The organism is bacterium, assembly GCA_021372615.1.
In the GTDB taxonomy this organism is placed as follows: domain Bacteria; phylum Armatimonadota; class Zipacnadia; order Zipacnadales; family UBA11051; genus JAJFUB01.
In genome coordinates, this window is record JAJFUB010000010.1 from 1 (window position 1) to 18162 (window position 18162).

Here is an 18162-nt window from a genome sequence, read left to right on the forward strand (position 1 = left end):
TGGGAGCGGTCACCGACCGCGATGATCGCCACCCGGTCGCGGTCGGTGACCGCTCCCACGCCCCCATTACCCCCTCATCCCACCATCCCGCCACCTCACCCTCTATGGCGGTGGCGCTCAATGATCTCCAGTTGCAGCTCACGCGACAGGCTCGTGAAGCGCGCGGAGAAGCCGCCGACCCGCACGATCAGGTGATGGTACGCCCCCGGCGTGTCCAGCGCGCGCTTCAACTCCTCCACATCGGTCATGTTCCCCTGGAAGATGTGGCCGCCCTGGTCGGCGAAGACCTGCACGACCGACCGCAGCAACCCCTGGTTGATCCAGCTCGCATCCGTATCCCACATCGTCGAGGCCCCGCCGCTGACACGGTCGTGTGGTAGGGCCGTGCAGTCCTGCACCGCCGTCCCGAGGCCCTTGCTCATCGCGCAGCTTTGCGGGGTGAGGCCATGGCCGACGGGCTGGCCGGATCTGCGCCCATCGGGCGACGCGCCCAGGCTCGCGCCCATCTCCGGCGCCCACACAAAGGTGAAGATGATCGGCTTGACATAGCGCCCGTGGCGGTTGCGATAGGCATCGAAGATGTCGCAGATGTCCGTCAGCAGGCGGGCCATCGTGGCCTGGGCGTCGGGATCGCCCGAACCGTACTTGGGGATCGCCAGCAGCCGTGCCCGCAGGTCCTCGTAGCCGACGAAATCCGCCCGCAAGGCCGCGATGAGTGCGTCCGGGGTCACGAAGGCTTCGTCGAACACCGCGACCTTGACGGCGTGCAGGGCATCGGCCGCGTTCTGGACGCCCACGGGCGTGCCGCCATAATCAGCATACCGTGCGCCGCCATCCTGCTGGCTGCGCCCGCGCTCCAGGCAGTCGGCGATCATCGAGGACTGCAGGAACGCCGGGCGGCAGCGCGCCATCTCCTCGCTGTATACGTCCAGGCAGCGGAACTGAACAAACAGTGCCCGCCGCATCTCGGCCACGCAGGTGGCGTAGAACTCCTCGAAGCTCGCGCACTCGCGCAGCCCGCGCGGCACACTCAGCCGGTGCTGCTGCCCCGTGCGCAGGCACTCGCCGCCGGTGAGGACGAGTTCCACGGTCTTGGGCACGTTGTAGGTGAACGAGAAGAGCAAGTCGGAGTTCATCCCGTGCGGGTTGATCTCCATGCACCCGCCGCACATGTACATGGCCGCGTCGGCGAAGGGCATCCGCCCCTCGTCCTTGCAGTGCGGCCTTCCAGACCCCTCGTAGTGCGGGCTCCCAGACCCCTCGTAGTGCGGGCTTCCAGCCCGCCCCGGCTGTGTCATGGCCCGGATGATCGGCTCGTCCACCAGTATCTGCGCGCGGTTCCCACCCTTGAGCATGTACTCCACGCAGCGGTCCCAGTACTCCGGCGGGTTCACGTTCGCCACGCGGGTGTAGACGGCCGGGTGGGTGAGGTTGAGTTGCTCGAAGGCGTCGAGCATCATGTAGGTCAGCGGCGTGACGGCATCGCCGCCGTCAGGTCCCATGCCGCCGACGACGATGGTGTTGACATGGCCGTCGGACAGGTGGACCCGCTCGTCTATCTTGATGAACAGCTCGGCGACGAGTTCGGTCGCTTCCTGATAGGAGATCGCCCCGGACTCCAGCCCCGCTTGCAGGTGCGGCCACAGAAAGTAGTCCAGGCGGCCGGGGCTATTGCCACCGTACGGGACCTCGTACATGACGGCAAGCCACTGGAAGTAGTAGCTCTGGATGGCCTCGCGGAAGTGGCGCGCCGGGAGCGCCGGCACGCGCTCCATCACGGCGATGTTCTCTTCGATGAACGTGCGTTCGGCATCGGTCGTGGCTGCCGCGAGCATCTCGCGCAGGGTCGCGACATGCCGGGCGTTCCACTCCAGCATGGCTTCGAGGAGGATGAGCACGCACCGGTAGTACTCGCGCGCCCGGTCATCGGCTGCCCGGTCGAGCGCCTCCCGGTGCATGGCCATGAGGCCCTCGACGCCATGGTTCAGGATGAGATCGAAGTTCCACGCGATGTGCCCTGGCGCGGCCCCGCCGGAGATGATGTACGAGCCTTGTCCGGGGACGGGCTCGCGCTCGGGCCACTGGTTCGCCAGCTCGGCGAGCTCGGGGATCTCCGTTGCGATGCGCGCGGCGGCCGACGGGAAGGCGGAGAACTCCCCCCAGGAGCCGTCATAGAGCTGCGGGTCGGCGGCGCCATAGAACTGCCCGTTGACGCGCTCGCCGGGGAAGAGACGCACGGGCTCGTTGACCATGGCATAGGCGAGCGAGCGGGCCTGCCGCTCGGCGAGGGGCAGGTGGACATAGAGCTCGAAGAAGGCGCGCTTCTGGTTCTCCCCCCGCAAGAGCGGCGCGCCGGCGGCGCCGCGTTCAGCAGCGGCCGCGGCGAGCGCGCGCAGGCGGTCGGTGAGGGTGAAGCGTTGCTTTGCGATGCGTTCGGCGATGGCCATGGTTGCCTCACGATGTCCGGCGGCCCCGTTGGGGCGTGCACGGGTGGACCCGGGGTGGCCGCAGCCCGTGGGCTTCCGCCCACGGCTACGCACGTCGGCGCCTGCGGCGCGAACGGCCACGTCCTCGCCACTGGCCTCCAGGATAGGGCCGTGCCTCACGCGGCCCGAAGGGCCCGCCGCATGTAGCCACGAGCGCAAACTCGTGGACCTTCCGCCCACGGCTACGTACGTCGGCGCCTGCGGCGCGAAGGACCACGTCCTCGCCACTGGCCTCCAGGATAGGGCCGTACCTCACACGGCCCGAAGGGCCCCGCCGTATGCAGCCACGGGCGTAAGCCCGTGGGCTCCCCACGGCTACGCACGTCGGCGCCTGCGGCGCGAAGGACCACGTCCTCGCCACTGGCCTCCAGGATAGGGCCGTACCTCACACGGCCCGAAGGGCCCGCCGTATGTAGCCACGGGCGTCAGCCCGTGGGCTTCCCCACGGCTACGTACGCCGGCGCCTGCGGCGCGAACGGCCACGTACTCGCCACTGGCCTGCAGGGCGAGGCCATGCCTCACACGGCCCGAAGGGCCCGCCGCATGTAGCCACGGGCGTAAGCCCGTGGGGCCCCGGCGTCCCTTCTCGCCATCTTCTCTCTGTACGCCCCGAAGGGGCCGACGAGGCCCCCGGGGGCGATGAACTACGCCTCTACGGGAACTGCGGCAACCACTCCTTCGTGGCCGCGATCAGTTCCTCCACCATCGGCCGCGCGTCCGTCAGGTTCGACAGCAGCGGGTCCAGCGTCAGCACCGCCAGCGCCTTCTCGACGCTCCCCTCCAGCGCCGCCTCGACCGTCAGCTCCTCGCGCAACACATGCGGGCGCAAGATCGCCTCGAGCGGCGGGCTGAGTGGGCTGGTGAGGCAGTGCACCCCCGTGCCGTCCAGCACCCCGCGCGTCTCCACGATCGCCCCCGCGGGCAGTTGCGGCACTTGCCCCGTGTTCGGGGCGTTCAGGTTGTCCTCGACCGTCATGCCCCCGCTCAGGGCGATCATCCAGCCCGCCATGTTGTCCATCGCCCGCTCCCCCACCAGCGGCGGTAGGGCCTCCTCACCAGTCAGCATCCGTTCCACCCGGGCGCGTCCCTCGGCGATGCCCCGCTGCCGCTCGGCCACCGAGGTCCGCACCAGGCCGTACTGCTCGATGCCATCGTGACGCTGGAACCACGGGAAGAACTCGGTCAGGTGCCGGTCGCTCATCGCCGGTAGGGCGCCGACCAGCGGCCAGAGCATCAGCCCGCACCGGAAACCGAAGATCGGGCCGAACACCGGGTCTCTCTCGGCCTGCGCTGGCGGCAACCTGAGCCACTCCTGCACACCCTTCTCGATGAGCAGGTCCTGCGCGGGCCGGCCGTCCACGGTCAGCTCGGTGAACCACGAGCAGTGGTCAATGCCGGTGTTGATGAAATGGAAGCGATCCAGGGGGCACTGGAAGAAGTCGGCCAGCATCCGCACACGGTTGCGCACGCCGTGGCAGACACCCAGCGCGCGAATGCCCGTCTCCTTGTTCACGACCCGCGTCAGCGCGCACAGCGGGTTGGAGCAGTTGAGCATCCAGGCCCGCGGGCACAGGCGCTCCATGGCTCGCGCCATCTGCAGGTACACCGGCACGCCCCGCAGCGCCCGGTTCAGGCCACACGGTCCACCCGTGTCGCCGACGGTCATGGTGATGCCGTAGCGCTCGGGGATGGTCAGATCGGCGGCCATGGCCCGCAGGCCGCCGGTGGTGATGGTCACGACCACATAGTCGGCATCGGCAAAGGCAGCTTCCTGGTCCGTCGTCGCCGTGACCGTCGTCGCGAAGCCGCTGGCTTCCCTGAACTTCAGGGCGAGGCGGTGGGTCAGCTCGAGCGGGTCGGGGTTCAGGTCGAACATGACCAGCTCTGAGGTCCGCAGCGGCTCGGAACCGAGGACATTGGCGAGCAGGTTGGGCGTCCAGGCAAAGCTCCCGGCGCCGACATGGACGATCTTGAGGTCCCTCATAGCGACGCCCCGATCTCCTTCGCGGCCTCCGCCCACTCCCGCAGCCGCTCCGGCCGGCCGTCCACCGTCTCCAGCTCCTGCAGGACGATGTGCAGGGGCGTGCCTTTCGCGATGGTCAGCCCGCGCCGCAGGTGCTCCCGGATTGGGCCCATCGTCGGCGTGAATACCACGTCGGTCGCCTTCTGTCGCCACTCGATGCAATAGCGGTCGCCGACGGCCTCGACGAGCTTCTCCAGGTTCGTCCAGGCCGAGCAGACGAACTTGCGCAGGTTGGGGATGCTCAGCACGAGGGGGATCTTGTTGGTGAGGTCCTCGCAACAGCCGTAGTACGTCAGGCCGAAGCGGGCCAGGATGGGCTCTTGGTAGTTGAGCAGGAACTCCTCATACTGGGCAGGGCCTACGCCCTGGAACTCCTGGCTCTCGCCCCGGCCCCAGAGGTCCTTGAGGCGGACACAGGCGACGGGTGCCGCGTCGTGTGCGGCGGGACCCGTCGCCGCGGTGGGGCCCGCCCCACACGACGCGGCACCCACCGCCTCTACCGGCATCAGCCCGTCGCACGCCCACAGCCCACCGGTGTTCGGAGTCAGTACCCCCTGCTGCTCATACTGGTCCAGCAGCGCCAGGTTGCCGTCTCTCAGGGCCGCCATCAGCCGGTGGACCCACTCCGGGCGGTCCATCATGTCCACCAGCAGTTGCGTCACCCCGCGCAGTTGCGTGGCCCAGCCGTGCAACCAGGCGCCGGGAGTGGGAATGGTGCAGGTGCGCTGCACCGGCAGGATGTCGCCGAGTAGCTCAGCGGTGCGTTCCAGGGCTTCCTGCGTGGCGCGTTCGTTGTGGACGTACCGGGGCGGGACGATCCGCTCGAGGTCCGCCTCGCTCTTGAGTGGTGGGTCATACGCCCAGGCGCCACGATACGACACGTCAGGGTGCGTGTAGCCGATGGGCAGCCCCCAGAAGTGCTCGCCCTGCAGCTCCATGACCGTGGCGACTTCCCAGTACGGGTTGATGACCGTATCGTCGCCGATGGTGAGCTTGTACAGCGACTGACGCATCGGCGCCTCGAGCTGGCGCAACCACGGGTCCCGGCAGACGTAGGCGCTGGCGGGGATCAGCTCGTGCCAGCAGCCGGCATGGCAGATGACAGGGGAACGCTCGGGGAGACGCAGGGAGTGCACGTCGCGCCATAGCCGGCGGCGGAACGCCATCTCATCGCTGTGGGCCGCCTCGGCCAACTGGGCGGCGAGGGAGCGGACGACATCGCGGTCGGACATGACGGTCACCCTCGGGAGTGAGCTGCCGTCAGATTGTCCGCGTCGGCCCGCCACACCTGTCTCCGCCAGCAAATGGGCCCGGCATCTCTGCCGGGCCCTGTGCTTGTCAGTCGCTAGCTGTCAGTCGTCAGCCGTTCCCTGTCCCCTGTCCCCTGCCGTCAAGGCGTCTCCAGCGCCGGCACCCACATGTACGACTGGTCGAGCTGGCTCTCCTTAGCCCACTTGGCGTGGCCATCGCCATAGCCCACGTTCACACCGTCGTTGTGGCGCTCGGGCTGGGAGGCATGCTTGAAGGTGTTGTCTGCGTCCACGCTGCCCAGACCCGCGGCGCTGATCTCCGCGGCGGTCGGCTCGCCCAGGCCGCTAAGGCTGTTGCACCACCATTCATTGCCCCGGCTGGTGGCCGTGGACCCGATCGCCTCGGGCGGCACGTCCATCAGCAGGATCTTCACGGCCGGGTCGAACATCGTGCCCTCGGAAGCCCCCGCTACCATATGGTTGACCGCATAGCCCATCTGCCGGTCCTTGCGGCTCGGGCAGACGTAGATCTGCCGGTTGTGGGTGTACGGGTAGATCAGGTCGTGCCAGTAGCCATTGGCGCCCAGATAGCCCGGGGTAACAATCTCATCGAAGTCCTGGGCATACATCTGGAAGGCCATGCAGAGCTGGTGCACATTGCTGACACAGGCGGCCTGACGACCCTTCTCTCGCGCGCGGGCGAAGACGGGGAAGAGAATCGAGGCCAGGATCGAGATGATGGCAATGACCACCAACAGCTCGATGAGCGTGAAGCCTGCCCGTCGTTCGTGACTCATGTTGGTAACTCCCTTCCCGCGACGGTGATACCCACGTACTGTGACCCCAGCTGCCGGCGATTAGTTCCGTCTGCCCCCGCGCCGGGTTCCCATCGTTCTTGATGGAATCTTACCACAATCATGAGCACCTCAATCAGGAAGACGGGCGCGCAGCGCACCCCATTCCCCACGACCGAAAGCGGGGCGGGGCGCAGGCCCCGCCCCGTGGTCATCCGTCGGCCCTAGCTCTGCAGGATGAGCTGCAGGTGGGCGCCGGTGTCCAGGACCATCTGCTCCTGGAACTGGGTGTACTGCGCCAACTCGGCGGTCAGGTAGTCGTTGTAGCCGACGCCGCGCAGGGCGTTCATGATGCGCGGGAAGTCCACATTGCCGGTCAGCAGCGGCACGAAGTCGCGCTTCTGAATACTGAAGTCCTTGACATGGATCTTGCAGATGCGGTCACCGAGGATCTCGATCCACTGGTGCGGGTAGCCGTACATCAGGATGTTGCCCACATCGAAGTAGGCGCACACCAGCTCGTGCTCGAAGGCGTCCACATAGTCCCGCATCTCCAGCGGGCTGAGCAGGAACTTATTCCACACGTTCTCCATGCCCATGCGGACGCCGGTCTCCTCGGCGGTCGGGAGCAGCTCGCGGATGCTCTTCTGGGAGATCTCCCAGGCGGCGGCATAGGACACGTCCTCATTGACGACCGCCGGCACGACCAGGACCGTGTCCGCGCCGGCCCACTTGGCCACCCACAGCGCGTGCTTGATGCCCTCGACGGCCTGGACCCGCACCGCTTCATCGGTGCTCGACAGCGGGAACTGCCAGTGCGTGGAGGCCATCACACTGTGGACCTCGATGCCGGCTGCGGTAGCGGCCGCCGCGAGTTGCTCGACCTCTGCCTGGGTCTCGTATGTGCTGGGGATCTCAACGCCGTCGAGGCCGGCCCGCTTGGCCAGAGCAAACCGTTCGGCCACAGACAGTTTGGTGGGCAGTGTGCCAAAGTAGATGCCCTTCTTCACCGGTGCGCCTCCTGTAGGGGAACGAGAACGTCTGCCTGCATCGCAGGTAGGGACAGGTTCGCCGGAGGCGCCAGGGCGACCTCCTGGCGTGGGGACTGGGGATTGGGGATTGGGGACTGAGATCCGGGATCCGGGAGCGGGGATGCTGGCGGACAGACGCACACCCTCCCCACCTCCGGTGTGGGAGCGGTCACCGACCGCGACCGGTCGAGCACACCCTCCCCCCGGGGCCTCCGCTGTACGAGCGGTCACCGACCGCGACCGGTCGAGCACACCCTCCCCTCGGGGCCTCCGCTGTACGAGCGGTCACCGACCGCGACCGGCAGCCGTGCCCCTTACTGGGTCTGCTCCTGCTCGACGCCCGTGGGCACTGACGGGTTCCACCAGGTGGTGGCAAAGACATGCTCCCAGATCGTCCGCCGGTCGGGCTGTAGGCCCCGCTTGAGGTAGTAGTCCAGATGCTCGCGCGTGGTGTTCCCCCGGAAGGCGAGCAGGGACATGCGCTTGCCGTCCACGTCCACGTCGGTCACCGCGCGCACGGTCAGCGACTGTACGCCCTTGTCGGCCTGGACGGTGGCCACCGCCAGCTTGTAGGCCATGTCAATGACGGCGTTCGACAGATCGGCGCTGCGCAGGCCCGGAGCGACCTCCACGGTGATCATCGCGTAGCCGGTGTAGTCGTCCACCATGCCCTGCACGCGCCAGCCGAGAGCCTCACCGCTGGGCCAGGTGATGCCCGCGAGCCCCTGGGTGAGCAGGCGGTCGCGGTTGGACATCGGCGCGTCCACGCTCTGGGTGATGTTGATCGGTTGACCCGAGGCGCTGGGGCCCTGGGCGGCGCCGGAGGGCCTCGCCGGCGTGGCCTGCACGCCGGTCGCGGGGCGGCCGCCAGTGGTGACGGGGGAGCCGGCGGCCGTCGGCAGCGCCGGGGAGGTAGTGGACGCCTCCGGGGCGGCCCGCCGCGCCTGGACGCGAGTTGAGCGCGCCACGCGAGTGCGATCCCCTCCGGCCTGGCGTCGGGGCACTATCGCGGCGAACAGCCACACCAGCAGGGCCACGACGACGAAGCCGCCGATGATCGCGGCCATGAGCAGGCGGCGATTGTCGCGCGGCGAGGCCAGCAGTTCGTCTATCTCCGCCTCGGCTGCCGCCTCCTGCAGGGCCCGCTGACGGTCCAGCCGCGCCGCCACCGACGGGTCATTGCCCAGCCGCAGTGCCAGTTCGTACCAGTCTATGGCTTCGCGATGGTTGCGGCGGGCGGCGGCGATGTCGCCCATCAGCGCATGCACCGGGCCGCTGTTGGGGTAGCGCACGAGCAGGTCCTCGGTCAGGCTCTGCGCGCGGTCGAGGTCCCCACCCTCAACCAGCAGGACGACGTCGGCGAGCTCGTTGGCGATCGTGTTCATCATATCTCCGGGAGGTCCGTCGTGGCGCCTGTCAACACCCCGGGGGCAGTTCGTCGGCGCCGTCTAGCTTCTTCTCCATGCGCAGGCGGACGGCGACATAGCCATTGGTCTCGTAGATGCCAATGGCTCGCGGGTTGCACACGCTGGCATCCAGACTGGCCTTCGTGCAACCCCGGTCGCGGAACCACTCGTCCGCGGCCGACAGCAGCAGGCGACCATACCCCCGACCGCGCAGGCGCGGTGCGACGTAGATGTTCTTTATATACCCCACGAATGGCTCCACCATCGTGGTAATCAGCGAGACCCACACAAAGCCGCAGAGGCCCGCCTCGTCCTCCAGCACCATCAGGTGCTCGCTGGGATGGCGCAGGGCCTGACGAATCTGCTGCTCGTAGTCGCGCAGGAACGTCGGCCCCATGTGGAAGCCGGGGAAGTTCGTCTCGTAGATCTCGGCCTGGAAGCCCAGGACCGCATCGCGGTCGGTGCGCCAGCGGAACTCGCGCAAGTGGGGCCTGGTCGTGCTCGACACCGGGCTAAGCTCCCTCATCGATCAGCCGCACGTGCTCCTCCACGACGCTGCGGGGCGACATGGCAATGAACAGGCGCGCCGCCAGGATCAGCACCACCAGGTCGTCCATCTGCCCCAGCCCCACCAGCGGGAAATCAGGGATCAGGTCCAGCGGCACGGCGAAGTACAGCATCCCGGCGACGAGCACGAGCTTGGGCACGAGGCTGACCCGGCGGTCCGTGAAGACCCGCCAGTAGAGCTTCAGCAGCTGCGGCAGGTGGGCCAGCAGACGCAGCTTGCCCATCGGCGAGGAATAGAAGGCGACCTTGTCGGCGAACTTCATCGGCATAACTCCGCGGCGCGGACCGGACCCGACCGCACCTCACCTAGTCTCACTTCGCTGTGCCGCGCCTGCGCACCTGTCGGCGCGGCGGCCGGCGGCCCTACAACTGCACGAGGATGATCCCCACCAGGGCGAGCAGCACACCCCATGTCTGCTGCCGCGACAGGCGCTCCTGGAACACCAGCCATCCCGCCAGCAAGGTCAGCGCCAGGGCCAAGGCTGGTATCACTGAGAACACCACTACCCCCCCGACGCGTTTCAGGGCCGTCAGCAGGAAGTAGACGCTCAGCACACAGGTCGTGCCGGAGATGGTGCCGATGACGATGGCCGCGGGCTTGACGCAGCCCCCCCGCCGTCGGAACAGCACGTAGGACAGCAGCGCTGCCACCACGTACGTACACCAGAGGAAGAAGACGCGGTACTCGCCGGGGAGTTCCGTCAGACCCTTCTGCGTCACCCCGGCCAGTCCCTGGGCCAGGAAAGCCAGGCCGGCCATCTGCTGCCACTTGCGGTGTCTCGCGCGCGCCTCGGCCGGCGCCGACGACGGTTCGGCCGGGGTCTGGGGAGCCAGCACCTCGTCAGCCACGCTTGCCACCCCCCAGCAGCACCAGCGCCCCCAGCAGGCACAGCACCCCGGCGAGCTTGGTGACCAACTCGCGCGGCTCCAGGCTGCGCAGTTCGCCCCAGAAGACGATGGAGGCCAGCACGGGGATGACGGTCGCGGCGCGCAACAGCGACCAGGTGGCGTTGAGGCTGCCGAAGTCGAGGGCACGCAGACCCGCGTACCCGGCCACAAACGCACAGGCGCCGCCGGCGATGCCGATCAGGCCCGCGGGCAGCAGATGCGGCTGATGCCAGTCGAAGCTGCAGGCGACCAGCACTGCCGTCAGCAGCGCCCCGGACACGCGCAGGACGAGGTTGACGCCCACCGCGTCCAGGCCCCGCAGGGCCGCCGACTTCTGGCTGACGCTGGTGCAGACGTAGCAGAAGACTGCCAGGAGAACAAAGATCATGTCGTGTGACGCCCCGCGCGATGGCGACGGCAGCCTCAGCGCCGCCTAGCGCAGGGCTCCGGAAATGGCCTCGATGGCCGCCTCTTCGACCAGAGTGCCGATGTCCAGCTTCATGATTCGGCCATGGGCCTCGGCGATTCGGGCAGAGGTGGTGTCCTGGTCGTTGAGGCGGGCCTGCTTCACGATCGCCTCGGTCACGGCCGGCCCGGCGCCCGTGTCAATCTTCCCGATGATCTGCAGCAGGCGCAGGTAGTCCACGGCGCTCAGCTTCTCGGCGGCCGCGGCGCTCACCGGGGGATTGGGCAGCAGCCCGCGCTGCAGCGCCGACACGAGGCGGCTCCCGGCATCCGCCGGCCCGCCGCGCATGACCAGTTGGTCTGCCAGCCGCCCGATGGTGAGCCAGTTCGGCAACTCGGTGGTCAGCCGGAAGTCCTGCAGGGCCTGCTTGCTCTGCAGGTCGGCGATCGCCAGCTTCCACTCGGCCTTGCCGGGCGCCACCACCTCGCCGGTCGTGGCCACGACTTCACCCGGGCCAGCCAGGGAGATGCTGATCTGCATCTCCGACATCATGGAGGTCGCCAGGCCGGACAGGTCGGGCCCGGCCTCTGTCGCGCCCTCGCCCTGCTTGGGCGGCGGCGCCAGTTGCGCCGGTGGCGGCGGTGTCACCAGGCTGATGTCATACCGGGTGCTCAGCCGCCGCGACGCGGTCTGCACCTGCAGCTTCGGGCCGTCCTTCTCATCCGGGAAGAGCGCCTCGCCGGGACCCGCACGGCCGACGGCCTCAGTGACCGTCCAGCGTCCTTCCTTGTACTCGCGCGTCGTCCAGCTCTTGGGGGCGGCGTTCGTCAGGTCGCTGAAGGCGTCCCCGCCCTCAGCCATCTCAGCCAGCGAGGTATCTACCGCGGCGGCGAGCCGTGCGCTGACGCTCCGATCGGGCGCCACCGCCACATCTACGTTGACCTTGATACAGCCGGCACACAACAAGGCACTCAACGCCGTGGCTAGTGCCAGAGCCGATGTCCGCCTGCCCATGATGTGCCTCCCTCTCAACCCGTGTCCGACCCATACTGACCATACTCCTCCACAGCCTCGAAAAAGGCCACGATGTTGTCCCAGGGCACGTCAGGCTCGAGTACATGCGTGGGTGCGAGGAATAAGCCGCCATCGTTGCCGACGGTCTCGATCAGACCCTTGACCGTCTGCTTCATCTCCTGCGGCGTGCCGAAGGGAAAGACGGTTTGCGTACCCACACAGCCCCAGAACGCGATCCGGTCGCCGTACTCGGCCTTGAGCTTGACCGGGTCCATGCACTCGGGCTGCACGGGGTTGAGAATGGTCATACCGATCTCGATGAGATCAGGGATGATGGCCTCGACGTTGCCATCGGAATGGTACCATATCTGGATGTCCGGATTGATCTCCCGGGCGGCGGCCCACACGCGTCCCCACCGGGGCTTGAGCCACTCCCGCCACATCGCCGGGCTCATCATCATGCGGTCCTGCATGGCCACATCATCGCCGCACAGCAGGCAGTCTACCCCGGCCTGGGCATAGCGCCGGGCCTGGAAGAGCCGGTCCTCGGTGATGCGGTCCAGGACATACGCCGCCTGGTCCGGGTGCATCACGAAGTCCATCATCAGCTTCTCCATCGAGACGACTTGCCAGGCGTTCTCCCAGATGTGGCCGACGCCGCCCTGGATATACCAGCCGTCGTCATGGAGCTTCCCCACGTTCGCCTCGAGGTGCTCGTGCCGATAGGCGGGGGTGTAGTCGGGCCAGGGGAACTCCTCCATGCGCTTGAGGCTGTCCACATGGTCCATGGGGAAATCGAGGCGCCAGAAGTGGTGGAAGCTGCCGGGGATGTGAGCGGTGCCGTACTCGCTGTAGCTGGTGCCCTCGGGGTGGGTGCAGTCATACCATGCGGACCAGTCCACCCGCTCCCGGGTTCCGGCGAAGCCCGCGCCGGCGACATCATAGTCGAAGTAGGCGGCGGCGTCGGTCTGCCCCGTGTGCTCCTCGAACATCTTCTGCACCGCAGGCGTGAAGCCGGCAGCCTTCGGCACCCGGTCAGGCCGCTGCCGGTTCATGGCGGTAAGGACGCGTTCACGCTTGGTCATGTAGTCCCCTGCGCTCACGAGGGCGGCGTGCCTTGTCTATGATAACGCCATCCGCCGCCCCAGGTACGCTGTCAGGGCCCGCCCGAAGGGCTCCGTCGTCAGCATCAGCTCGTAGTCCAGACCGGCGCTGCGGCAGCCGTCGCAGATCGTCTCCTGGTGCTGCCGGAAGCCCTCCAGGTAGCTCCGCCGGATGTCGGCCGTCTCCGTCCGCAGCCGCTGCCCGCTCTCCAGGTCCTGGAACTCCACCGCGCCGCGGAACGGGAAGTTGACCTCCGCCTCGTCCAATACCTGCAAGACAACCACATCATGTCCCCGGTGGCGGAAGTACCGCAGGGCCCGCAGCAGCCGCTCCGGCGGCTCCAGCAGGTCGGAAATGAGCACCAGGATGCCCCGCCGGGTGAGCATGGCGGCCACCTCGGCGAGGCTGTCGGCCAACGCGCCGTCTGTAGGGCGGGGGCTTGTACCCCGCCCATCTGTGGACGTTCCGGGGCGGGGTACGAGCCCCGGCCCTACAAGCGTCTCCTCCAGCATCTCCCACAGCCGCCGCAGGTGCGCCGGGCGCGTGCGGGGCATCAGCCGCCCGGCGACGCCCCCGTCCAGCAACGCCAGGCCCGGAGCATCCCCCTGCCGGCTGGTCAGGTACGCCAGCCCGGCGGCCAGGTAGCTCCCGTACTGCGCCTTGGTGATCTCCCCGGAGGCGTACTGCATCGAGCCGCTGGCGTCGAGCACCAGCATGACGCTCATGTTGGTCTCGGCATCGTACTGCTTGACGAAGAAGCGGTCGGTGCGGCCGTATAGCTTCCAGTCCAGGTGGCGCAGTTCGTCACCGGGGCTGTAGTTGCGGTGGTCGGCGAACTCGACGCTGGCGCCCTTGAAGTGGCTATGGTGCTGGCCGGAGAAGTGCCCCTCCACAATGGTCCGGGCGCGCAGCTCCATGTTGGCCAGTCGGGCCAACGCCGCCGGTTCCAGGGCCTGGATGATGTCTGTCATGTCTGCTCTACCGCCGGGCCGCTGTGAGGCGACTACTGCACGGCGAACTTCGCTTCGCCGGTCGCTCCTGTCAGTACGTCGCGCGCCCTGAGCGTCCATTTCCCCTTTGCGTCATTGAGAGCCAGCGGCACGCGCAGTGTGCCCCGTCCGCCGGACAGCAGCTCATTGCGCGTGTAGCACCACACGCTGTGCCCCTGCGGGTCGAGCAGCTCCACATGGGCGACATGGTCGCCCGCCTTCGCGCCGGTGACGAGGTTCACCTGGGCCACCAGTTCGTCCCCGGCCTTGACCGTCGCCGGGACGTTGAGGCCCAGGCCCTGCACCTGGTACGGCAGCAGCGCATACAGCGCCGTCTCCCCCGGCGGCAGCGTCGCCTGGACGCGATCTACTTCCCCCAGGTACTTGCGGGCCCGCACGTCATACACGTGGGCCTTGCGGCCGAGGTTGACCGTGACCGGGTCGCTGTCCTGGCACTTGCGGAAGTCGCGGATCAGGCCATAGACCGTGACCGGCCCGCGGGAGAAGGTATTCAGCTCGTAGGCCCGCGGCACGGCAGGCGGGCTGGTGGCGCCCGGCGCCGCCGGCTCCACCGTGACCTCGCGCTTCACCCCGGCGCGCGTGACGATCTGCCGCAGCAGCTCGCGCATCTCCACCCCGTACGAGGGCAGCTTGAAGTTCAGGTAGACCGACAGCCCCTTGCCGTGGGGCATGACCAGCACGGCCGGCTCCCCGCCGGCGTGGGCGGCCAGCGCCGTGGCGCCGGCGGGCGTGAGGCTCTCCTTGCCGAAGACCGTCATCTCCTGGCCGGTCATGTCTATGCCTGCGCCGGCCTGCTTGAAGCTGACCTTGCTCTCGGCGTAGCTCACCTCGCCCTTGCGCGTGGCGCCGAACAGCCTCTGTAGGGCGGGGGCTTGTACCCCGCCGGCGTCAGGCTTGCCATGCGCATCGGTCCGCAGGCAGCGCATGTCGCCGACGAGAACCCCGCCCTGCTGGACGTAGGCCTCGAGCTTGTCCACCAGCCCCGCCGAGGCGGCGACGGTGAAGGGGAGGATGAGGACGGGGTAGTCTTCCAGACGGCGTCCTACCCCCGGCCCTGCGGGCCGACCCCTCCCTGCAGGGAGGGACGACAGCTCCCCCGACGCGAGGACCTGGTCGGGAGCCACATACTGGTAGTCGAGTTGCAGCTCGTTGAGGTGCTGGCGGAAGTTGTAGGCGCTCATGTACCAGGAAGCGTAGGCGTCGCTGGTGTCGCGCTCCGACGGATCGCCGGGCACATCGTCCTTCGACTCGCACCAGCTCACCAGCATCGAGGGATGGGACCAGAGGATCGCCACCTGCGGCTGAGCGCGCTGGTATTCCATCAGGAGCTTGCCCACGCCGCCCCGCAGGTCCGCCAGGGCCTCCTTCACCGCGCCGGAGTACTCGGTGAGGCTGCCGGTGGGGTACACCAGCGCCCAGGAGTGGCCGCGCGGCACGTCGTAGGCCGAGGTGGCGAAGTAGCTCACCCCCCGCGAGTCGTGCAGCGCCAGCCACCAGGGCTCATAGTGCGCCGCCACCGTCGTCCGGGCATAGCCGATCCAGCCATGGTTGAAGAAGGGCGCCGCGGACGCGGTGGCGTTCCCCCCTCCCTGCGGGGAGGGGGCCGGGGGGTGGGCCGCCGTGCGACTCGCCCGAGCCTCCGGCGTCTCCACGAAACTCCGCCAGAGGTCGAAGATCGCCTTGTTCCCGCCGCCCTTGATGGCTTCGCTGTACTCCTGTCCCCACCCGAAGCCGGTCTGCGTCGCCAGCTTGTAGTAGTCGTTCCCATTGAACGGATTGCAGCCGAAGGTGTTGGTGTGGCCCATCGGGATGGCGGGGTTGACCTCGTGGTAGGCGTCGGTGATGGTCTTGCACGCCTCGATCCACTGGTCGGTCATGAAGGTGCGGAAGTCCACAAAGTGGCTGAAGTTGGCCTGCCCGCGGGCCTCTTCGGTCTTGATCCCGCGCACCTCGTCCCACGCCTTGTACGCCGTGCCCCACTGGGCGTTGAGGGCGTCGAGCGAGGGGTAGCGCGCCTGCAGCCACTTCTGGAACCGCGCGGCGCACAGTGGGCAGAAGCATAGCTCCTGCCGCTGGTTGTGGTAGCTGAGGAAGGCCTCATCCGTGATGCCGACGGCATAGGGCCCGTCGGGAGCCTGCTGCGCGGCAGCCTCCTTGGCCGCCGTGGTGTACTTCTCGACGACCGCTGGGTCGCTCAGGCACATCCGCCGCACATCGCCGGCATGGGCCTCATCACGGAAAGCCCCGGCCCCGCCGCAGTACCCCGCGGCCAGCATCCCGTGCTCGCCGGCCAGGAACTGGCTCACGGCGAACTCGGCGTTGAGGCCCAGCTCGCGGGTGCGGTCGGCCAGGACGCCCGTCGCCTCGGGGAAGCCGCCGGGGCCCCACGGGGTGACAACGAAGTCGGCGGCGGCCAGCGCCGGCCCGAGGGCCGGCACCGTCACGGCGATCCAGCGGCTATCCTGCTCTCTGCCGCCGACGAGCACGCGCACGAAGGCCTTGTGGCTTACGCCAAGCGGATGGGCCATCGGGAGCACCAGCCCAACGGCCTGCTCACCGGCGACGCCCTTCTGCATCAGACGCCCGATGGCGAGGTCGCGCCCGAAGGCATCAATCAGTCGCCCCTCCACCGTGACATCGGCCGGCTTGGGCACGGACAGCACGACCGTCACGCTGGCCGAGCCCCCCGGCTTGACGGTCGGGCTCTTGGCCTCCAGCCGCATGATCTGCGCCTGCCTCGGCACGGGGATGACCTGCGTCGCCCAGTCCAGTGTCTTGCCCCCGGCATCGCGCAGCATCACATCGGCCAGCACGGGCCCGGCCGGCAGCTCCGCCGGCGCCTTCAACTGCGGCTGGCCCTGCGCGTCCAGGGCGACGGCTTGGGGAGCCAGGCGCAGGTTGGGCCCGTCGAAGCGCAGCTCGCGAGCGGAGCGGTAGATGACCTGCGCGCTGTCTGGCTTGCCCTGGGGCTCGCCCCGCGCCGCCCACACCATGGCTTTGCCCAGCAGCGACAGCCAGCCGTCCCAGTACGCCCACTGGCGGGTGCGCCAGTCGTCGTACTTCAGACCGATGGGGATCAGGCCCCACACGCGGCAGGCGTCGAAGGGGAAGTTGAGGCGGACGACGCGGCCCTGGCCCAGTTGCCCGGTCTGCATCCCGGACATGATCCCCTGCGGCATCACTTCCCAGGGAATGCCACGGCGCAGGAAGTGATCGGCCGGGACCTCCGGCATCGTCTTGGTGTCCAGGAGCTTGCCGGCCTGCCCGAAGCCCTCCATGACCACCAGCCCCGCGCCCTTGCTCACGCGCTCCATGATAGTCTTGGTTGCCGGTGGGCTGAGCTTCGAGGCGACCAGGTAGACCTCATAGGTGCTGTCGGTCAGGCGCTGCATCATGCGGCGGCCCGTCTCCGACACGGTCTCATCGCCGTCGGTGCCCGCGTTGAGCACGTCGTAGTCCATGTCCAGCCGCTGGGCCAACTCGACGACTTCGCGCATGTGGCGGAAGCTGCGCAGGGCAATGAATGTCTTCAGCGGCCCGCCCGCGAGGTTGCGACCATAGGGGATGTGCTCGGTGACCGGCGGGTCCTCGACGGGGCGGTCTATCCGGGGCAGGGAGAGCTGCTGGACGAGGAACTGATCTGGCGAGCCCTCACGCAGGCTCACCCGGTCGTAGCAGATCGTGCCCTTCTTCGAGACGTTGTAGATGTACAGGCTGCACGCCGGGTTGGGGGCCTTGAAAGTGGCCGTATAGTCCTCGTACTTCTCCCCCACCTCGACGTTCCAGACAATGGGGAACTCTCGCGTGGGCCGGTCGGGCCCGTGCAGCACCAGGACCCCGGCCATGGCCCCACTCTCACCACGTATGCGCATCGTCACGTTGTACTGCTGGCCGGGCTTGAGCCTCACGGCCTGGGTCGCCAGCACATAGGCGCCGGGCACGGAGACGATCTCGTAGTTGCCGCTGAAGGCCTGCACTTCCTGGCGGCGGAGGGTCTTGTCGGAAGCCGACCAGCCGTCCGGGAGGCCATCCTTGTTCTCGTCGAGGTCGAAGCCGGCGTTCTTGAGCAGCTCGCCCTCATCCTGGGCGAAGGCCGGCACGACGAGTAGCAGACACAGGGCCAGCAGTCCAGTGCACACGCGGAGCACCTCCGGGACGATTTGGCGGAGGCTTCGCCGGCCGG

At 68.3% G+C, this 18162-nt stretch carries 14 protein-coding genes; all 14 read right to left on the reverse strand.

Annotation, left to right across the window (positions count from 1 at the left end):
* Positions 1–95 precede the first annotated feature (95 nt).
* Positions 96–2447, reverse strand: a complete 2352-nt coding sequence (locus LLH23_00675) for a hypothetical protein (protein ID MCE5236989.1) — start codon at positions 2445–2447, stop codon at positions 96–98.
* Between the two features lie 691 nt (positions 2448–3138).
* Positions 3139–4470, reverse strand: a complete 1332-nt coding sequence (locus LLH23_00680) for a hypothetical protein (protein ID MCE5236990.1) — start codon at positions 4468–4470, stop codon at positions 3139–3141.
* Positions 4467–5741: a hypothetical protein gene (locus LLH23_00685; protein MCE5236991.1), complete on the reverse strand. Its 1275-nt coding sequence runs from the start codon at positions 5739–5741 to the stop codon at positions 4467–4469. The genes LLH23_00680 and LLH23_00685 overlap by 4 nt, the downstream gene beginning before the upstream one ends.
* 158 nt (positions 5742–5899) lie before the next feature.
* Positions 5900–6556, reverse strand: coding sequence for a prepilin-type N-terminal cleavage/methylation domain-containing protein (locus tag LLH23_00690; GenBank protein ID MCE5236992.1), 657 nt, complete (start codon positions 6554–6556; stop codon positions 5900–5902).
* Between the two features lie 221 nt (positions 6557–6777).
* Positions 6778–7563, reverse strand: a complete 786-nt coding sequence (locus LLH23_00695) for a sugar phosphate isomerase/epimerase (GenBank protein MCE5236993.1) — start codon at positions 7561–7563, stop codon at positions 6778–6780.
* Positions 7564–7898: 335 nt separating this feature from the next.
* A complete protein-coding gene (locus LLH23_00700; protein MCE5236994.1) occupies positions 7899–8969 on the reverse strand; it encodes a hypothetical protein in 1071 nt (356 codons plus the stop codon).
* 31 nt (positions 8970–9000) lie between these two features.
* Complete coding sequence (locus tag LLH23_00705) at positions 9001–9516, reverse strand: GNAT family N-acetyltransferase (protein MCE5236995.1); 516 nt, start codon at positions 9514–9516, stop codon at positions 9001–9003.
* On the reverse strand, positions 9503–9820 hold the full coding sequence (locus LLH23_00710) for a DUF1232 domain-containing protein (GenBank protein MCE5236996.1): 318 nt from the start codon (positions 9818–9820) through the stop codon (positions 9503–9505). The genes LLH23_00705 and LLH23_00710 overlap by 14 nt, the downstream gene beginning before the upstream one ends.
* Before the next feature lie 100 nt (positions 9821–9920).
* Complete coding sequence (locus LLH23_00715) at positions 9921–10406, reverse strand: EamA family transporter (protein ID MCE5236997.1); 486 nt, start codon at positions 10404–10406, stop codon at positions 9921–9923.
* Complete coding sequence (locus LLH23_00720; protein ID MCE5236998.1) at positions 10399–10833, reverse strand: hypothetical protein; 435 nt, start codon at positions 10831–10833, stop codon at positions 10399–10401. Before LLH23_00720 ends, LLH23_00715 begins: the two co-directional genes overlap by 8 nt.
* A 45-nt stretch (positions 10834–10878) precedes the next feature.
* A complete protein-coding gene (locus LLH23_00725) occupies positions 10879–11814 on the reverse strand; it encodes a hypothetical protein (protein MCE5236999.1) in 936 nt (311 codons plus the stop codon).
* Positions 11815–11879: 65 nt separating this feature from the next.
* Positions 11880–12950: a hypothetical protein gene (locus LLH23_00730; protein ID MCE5237000.1), complete on the reverse strand. Its 1071-nt coding sequence runs from the start codon at positions 12948–12950 to the stop codon at positions 11880–11882.
* A gap of 36 nt (positions 12951–12986) precedes the next feature.
* Positions 12987–13940 (reverse strand): DUF58 domain-containing protein, encoded by a 954-nt coding sequence (locus LLH23_00735; GenBank protein MCE5237001.1) that lies wholly within the window; start codon positions 13938–13940, stop codon positions 12987–12989.
* 32 nt (positions 13941–13972) lie between these two features.
* On the reverse strand, positions 13973–18118 hold the full coding sequence (locus tag LLH23_00740) for a beta-galactosidase (protein MCE5237002.1): 4146 nt from the start codon (positions 18116–18118) through the stop codon (positions 13973–13975).
* Positions 18119–18162: the final 44 nt, after the last annotated feature.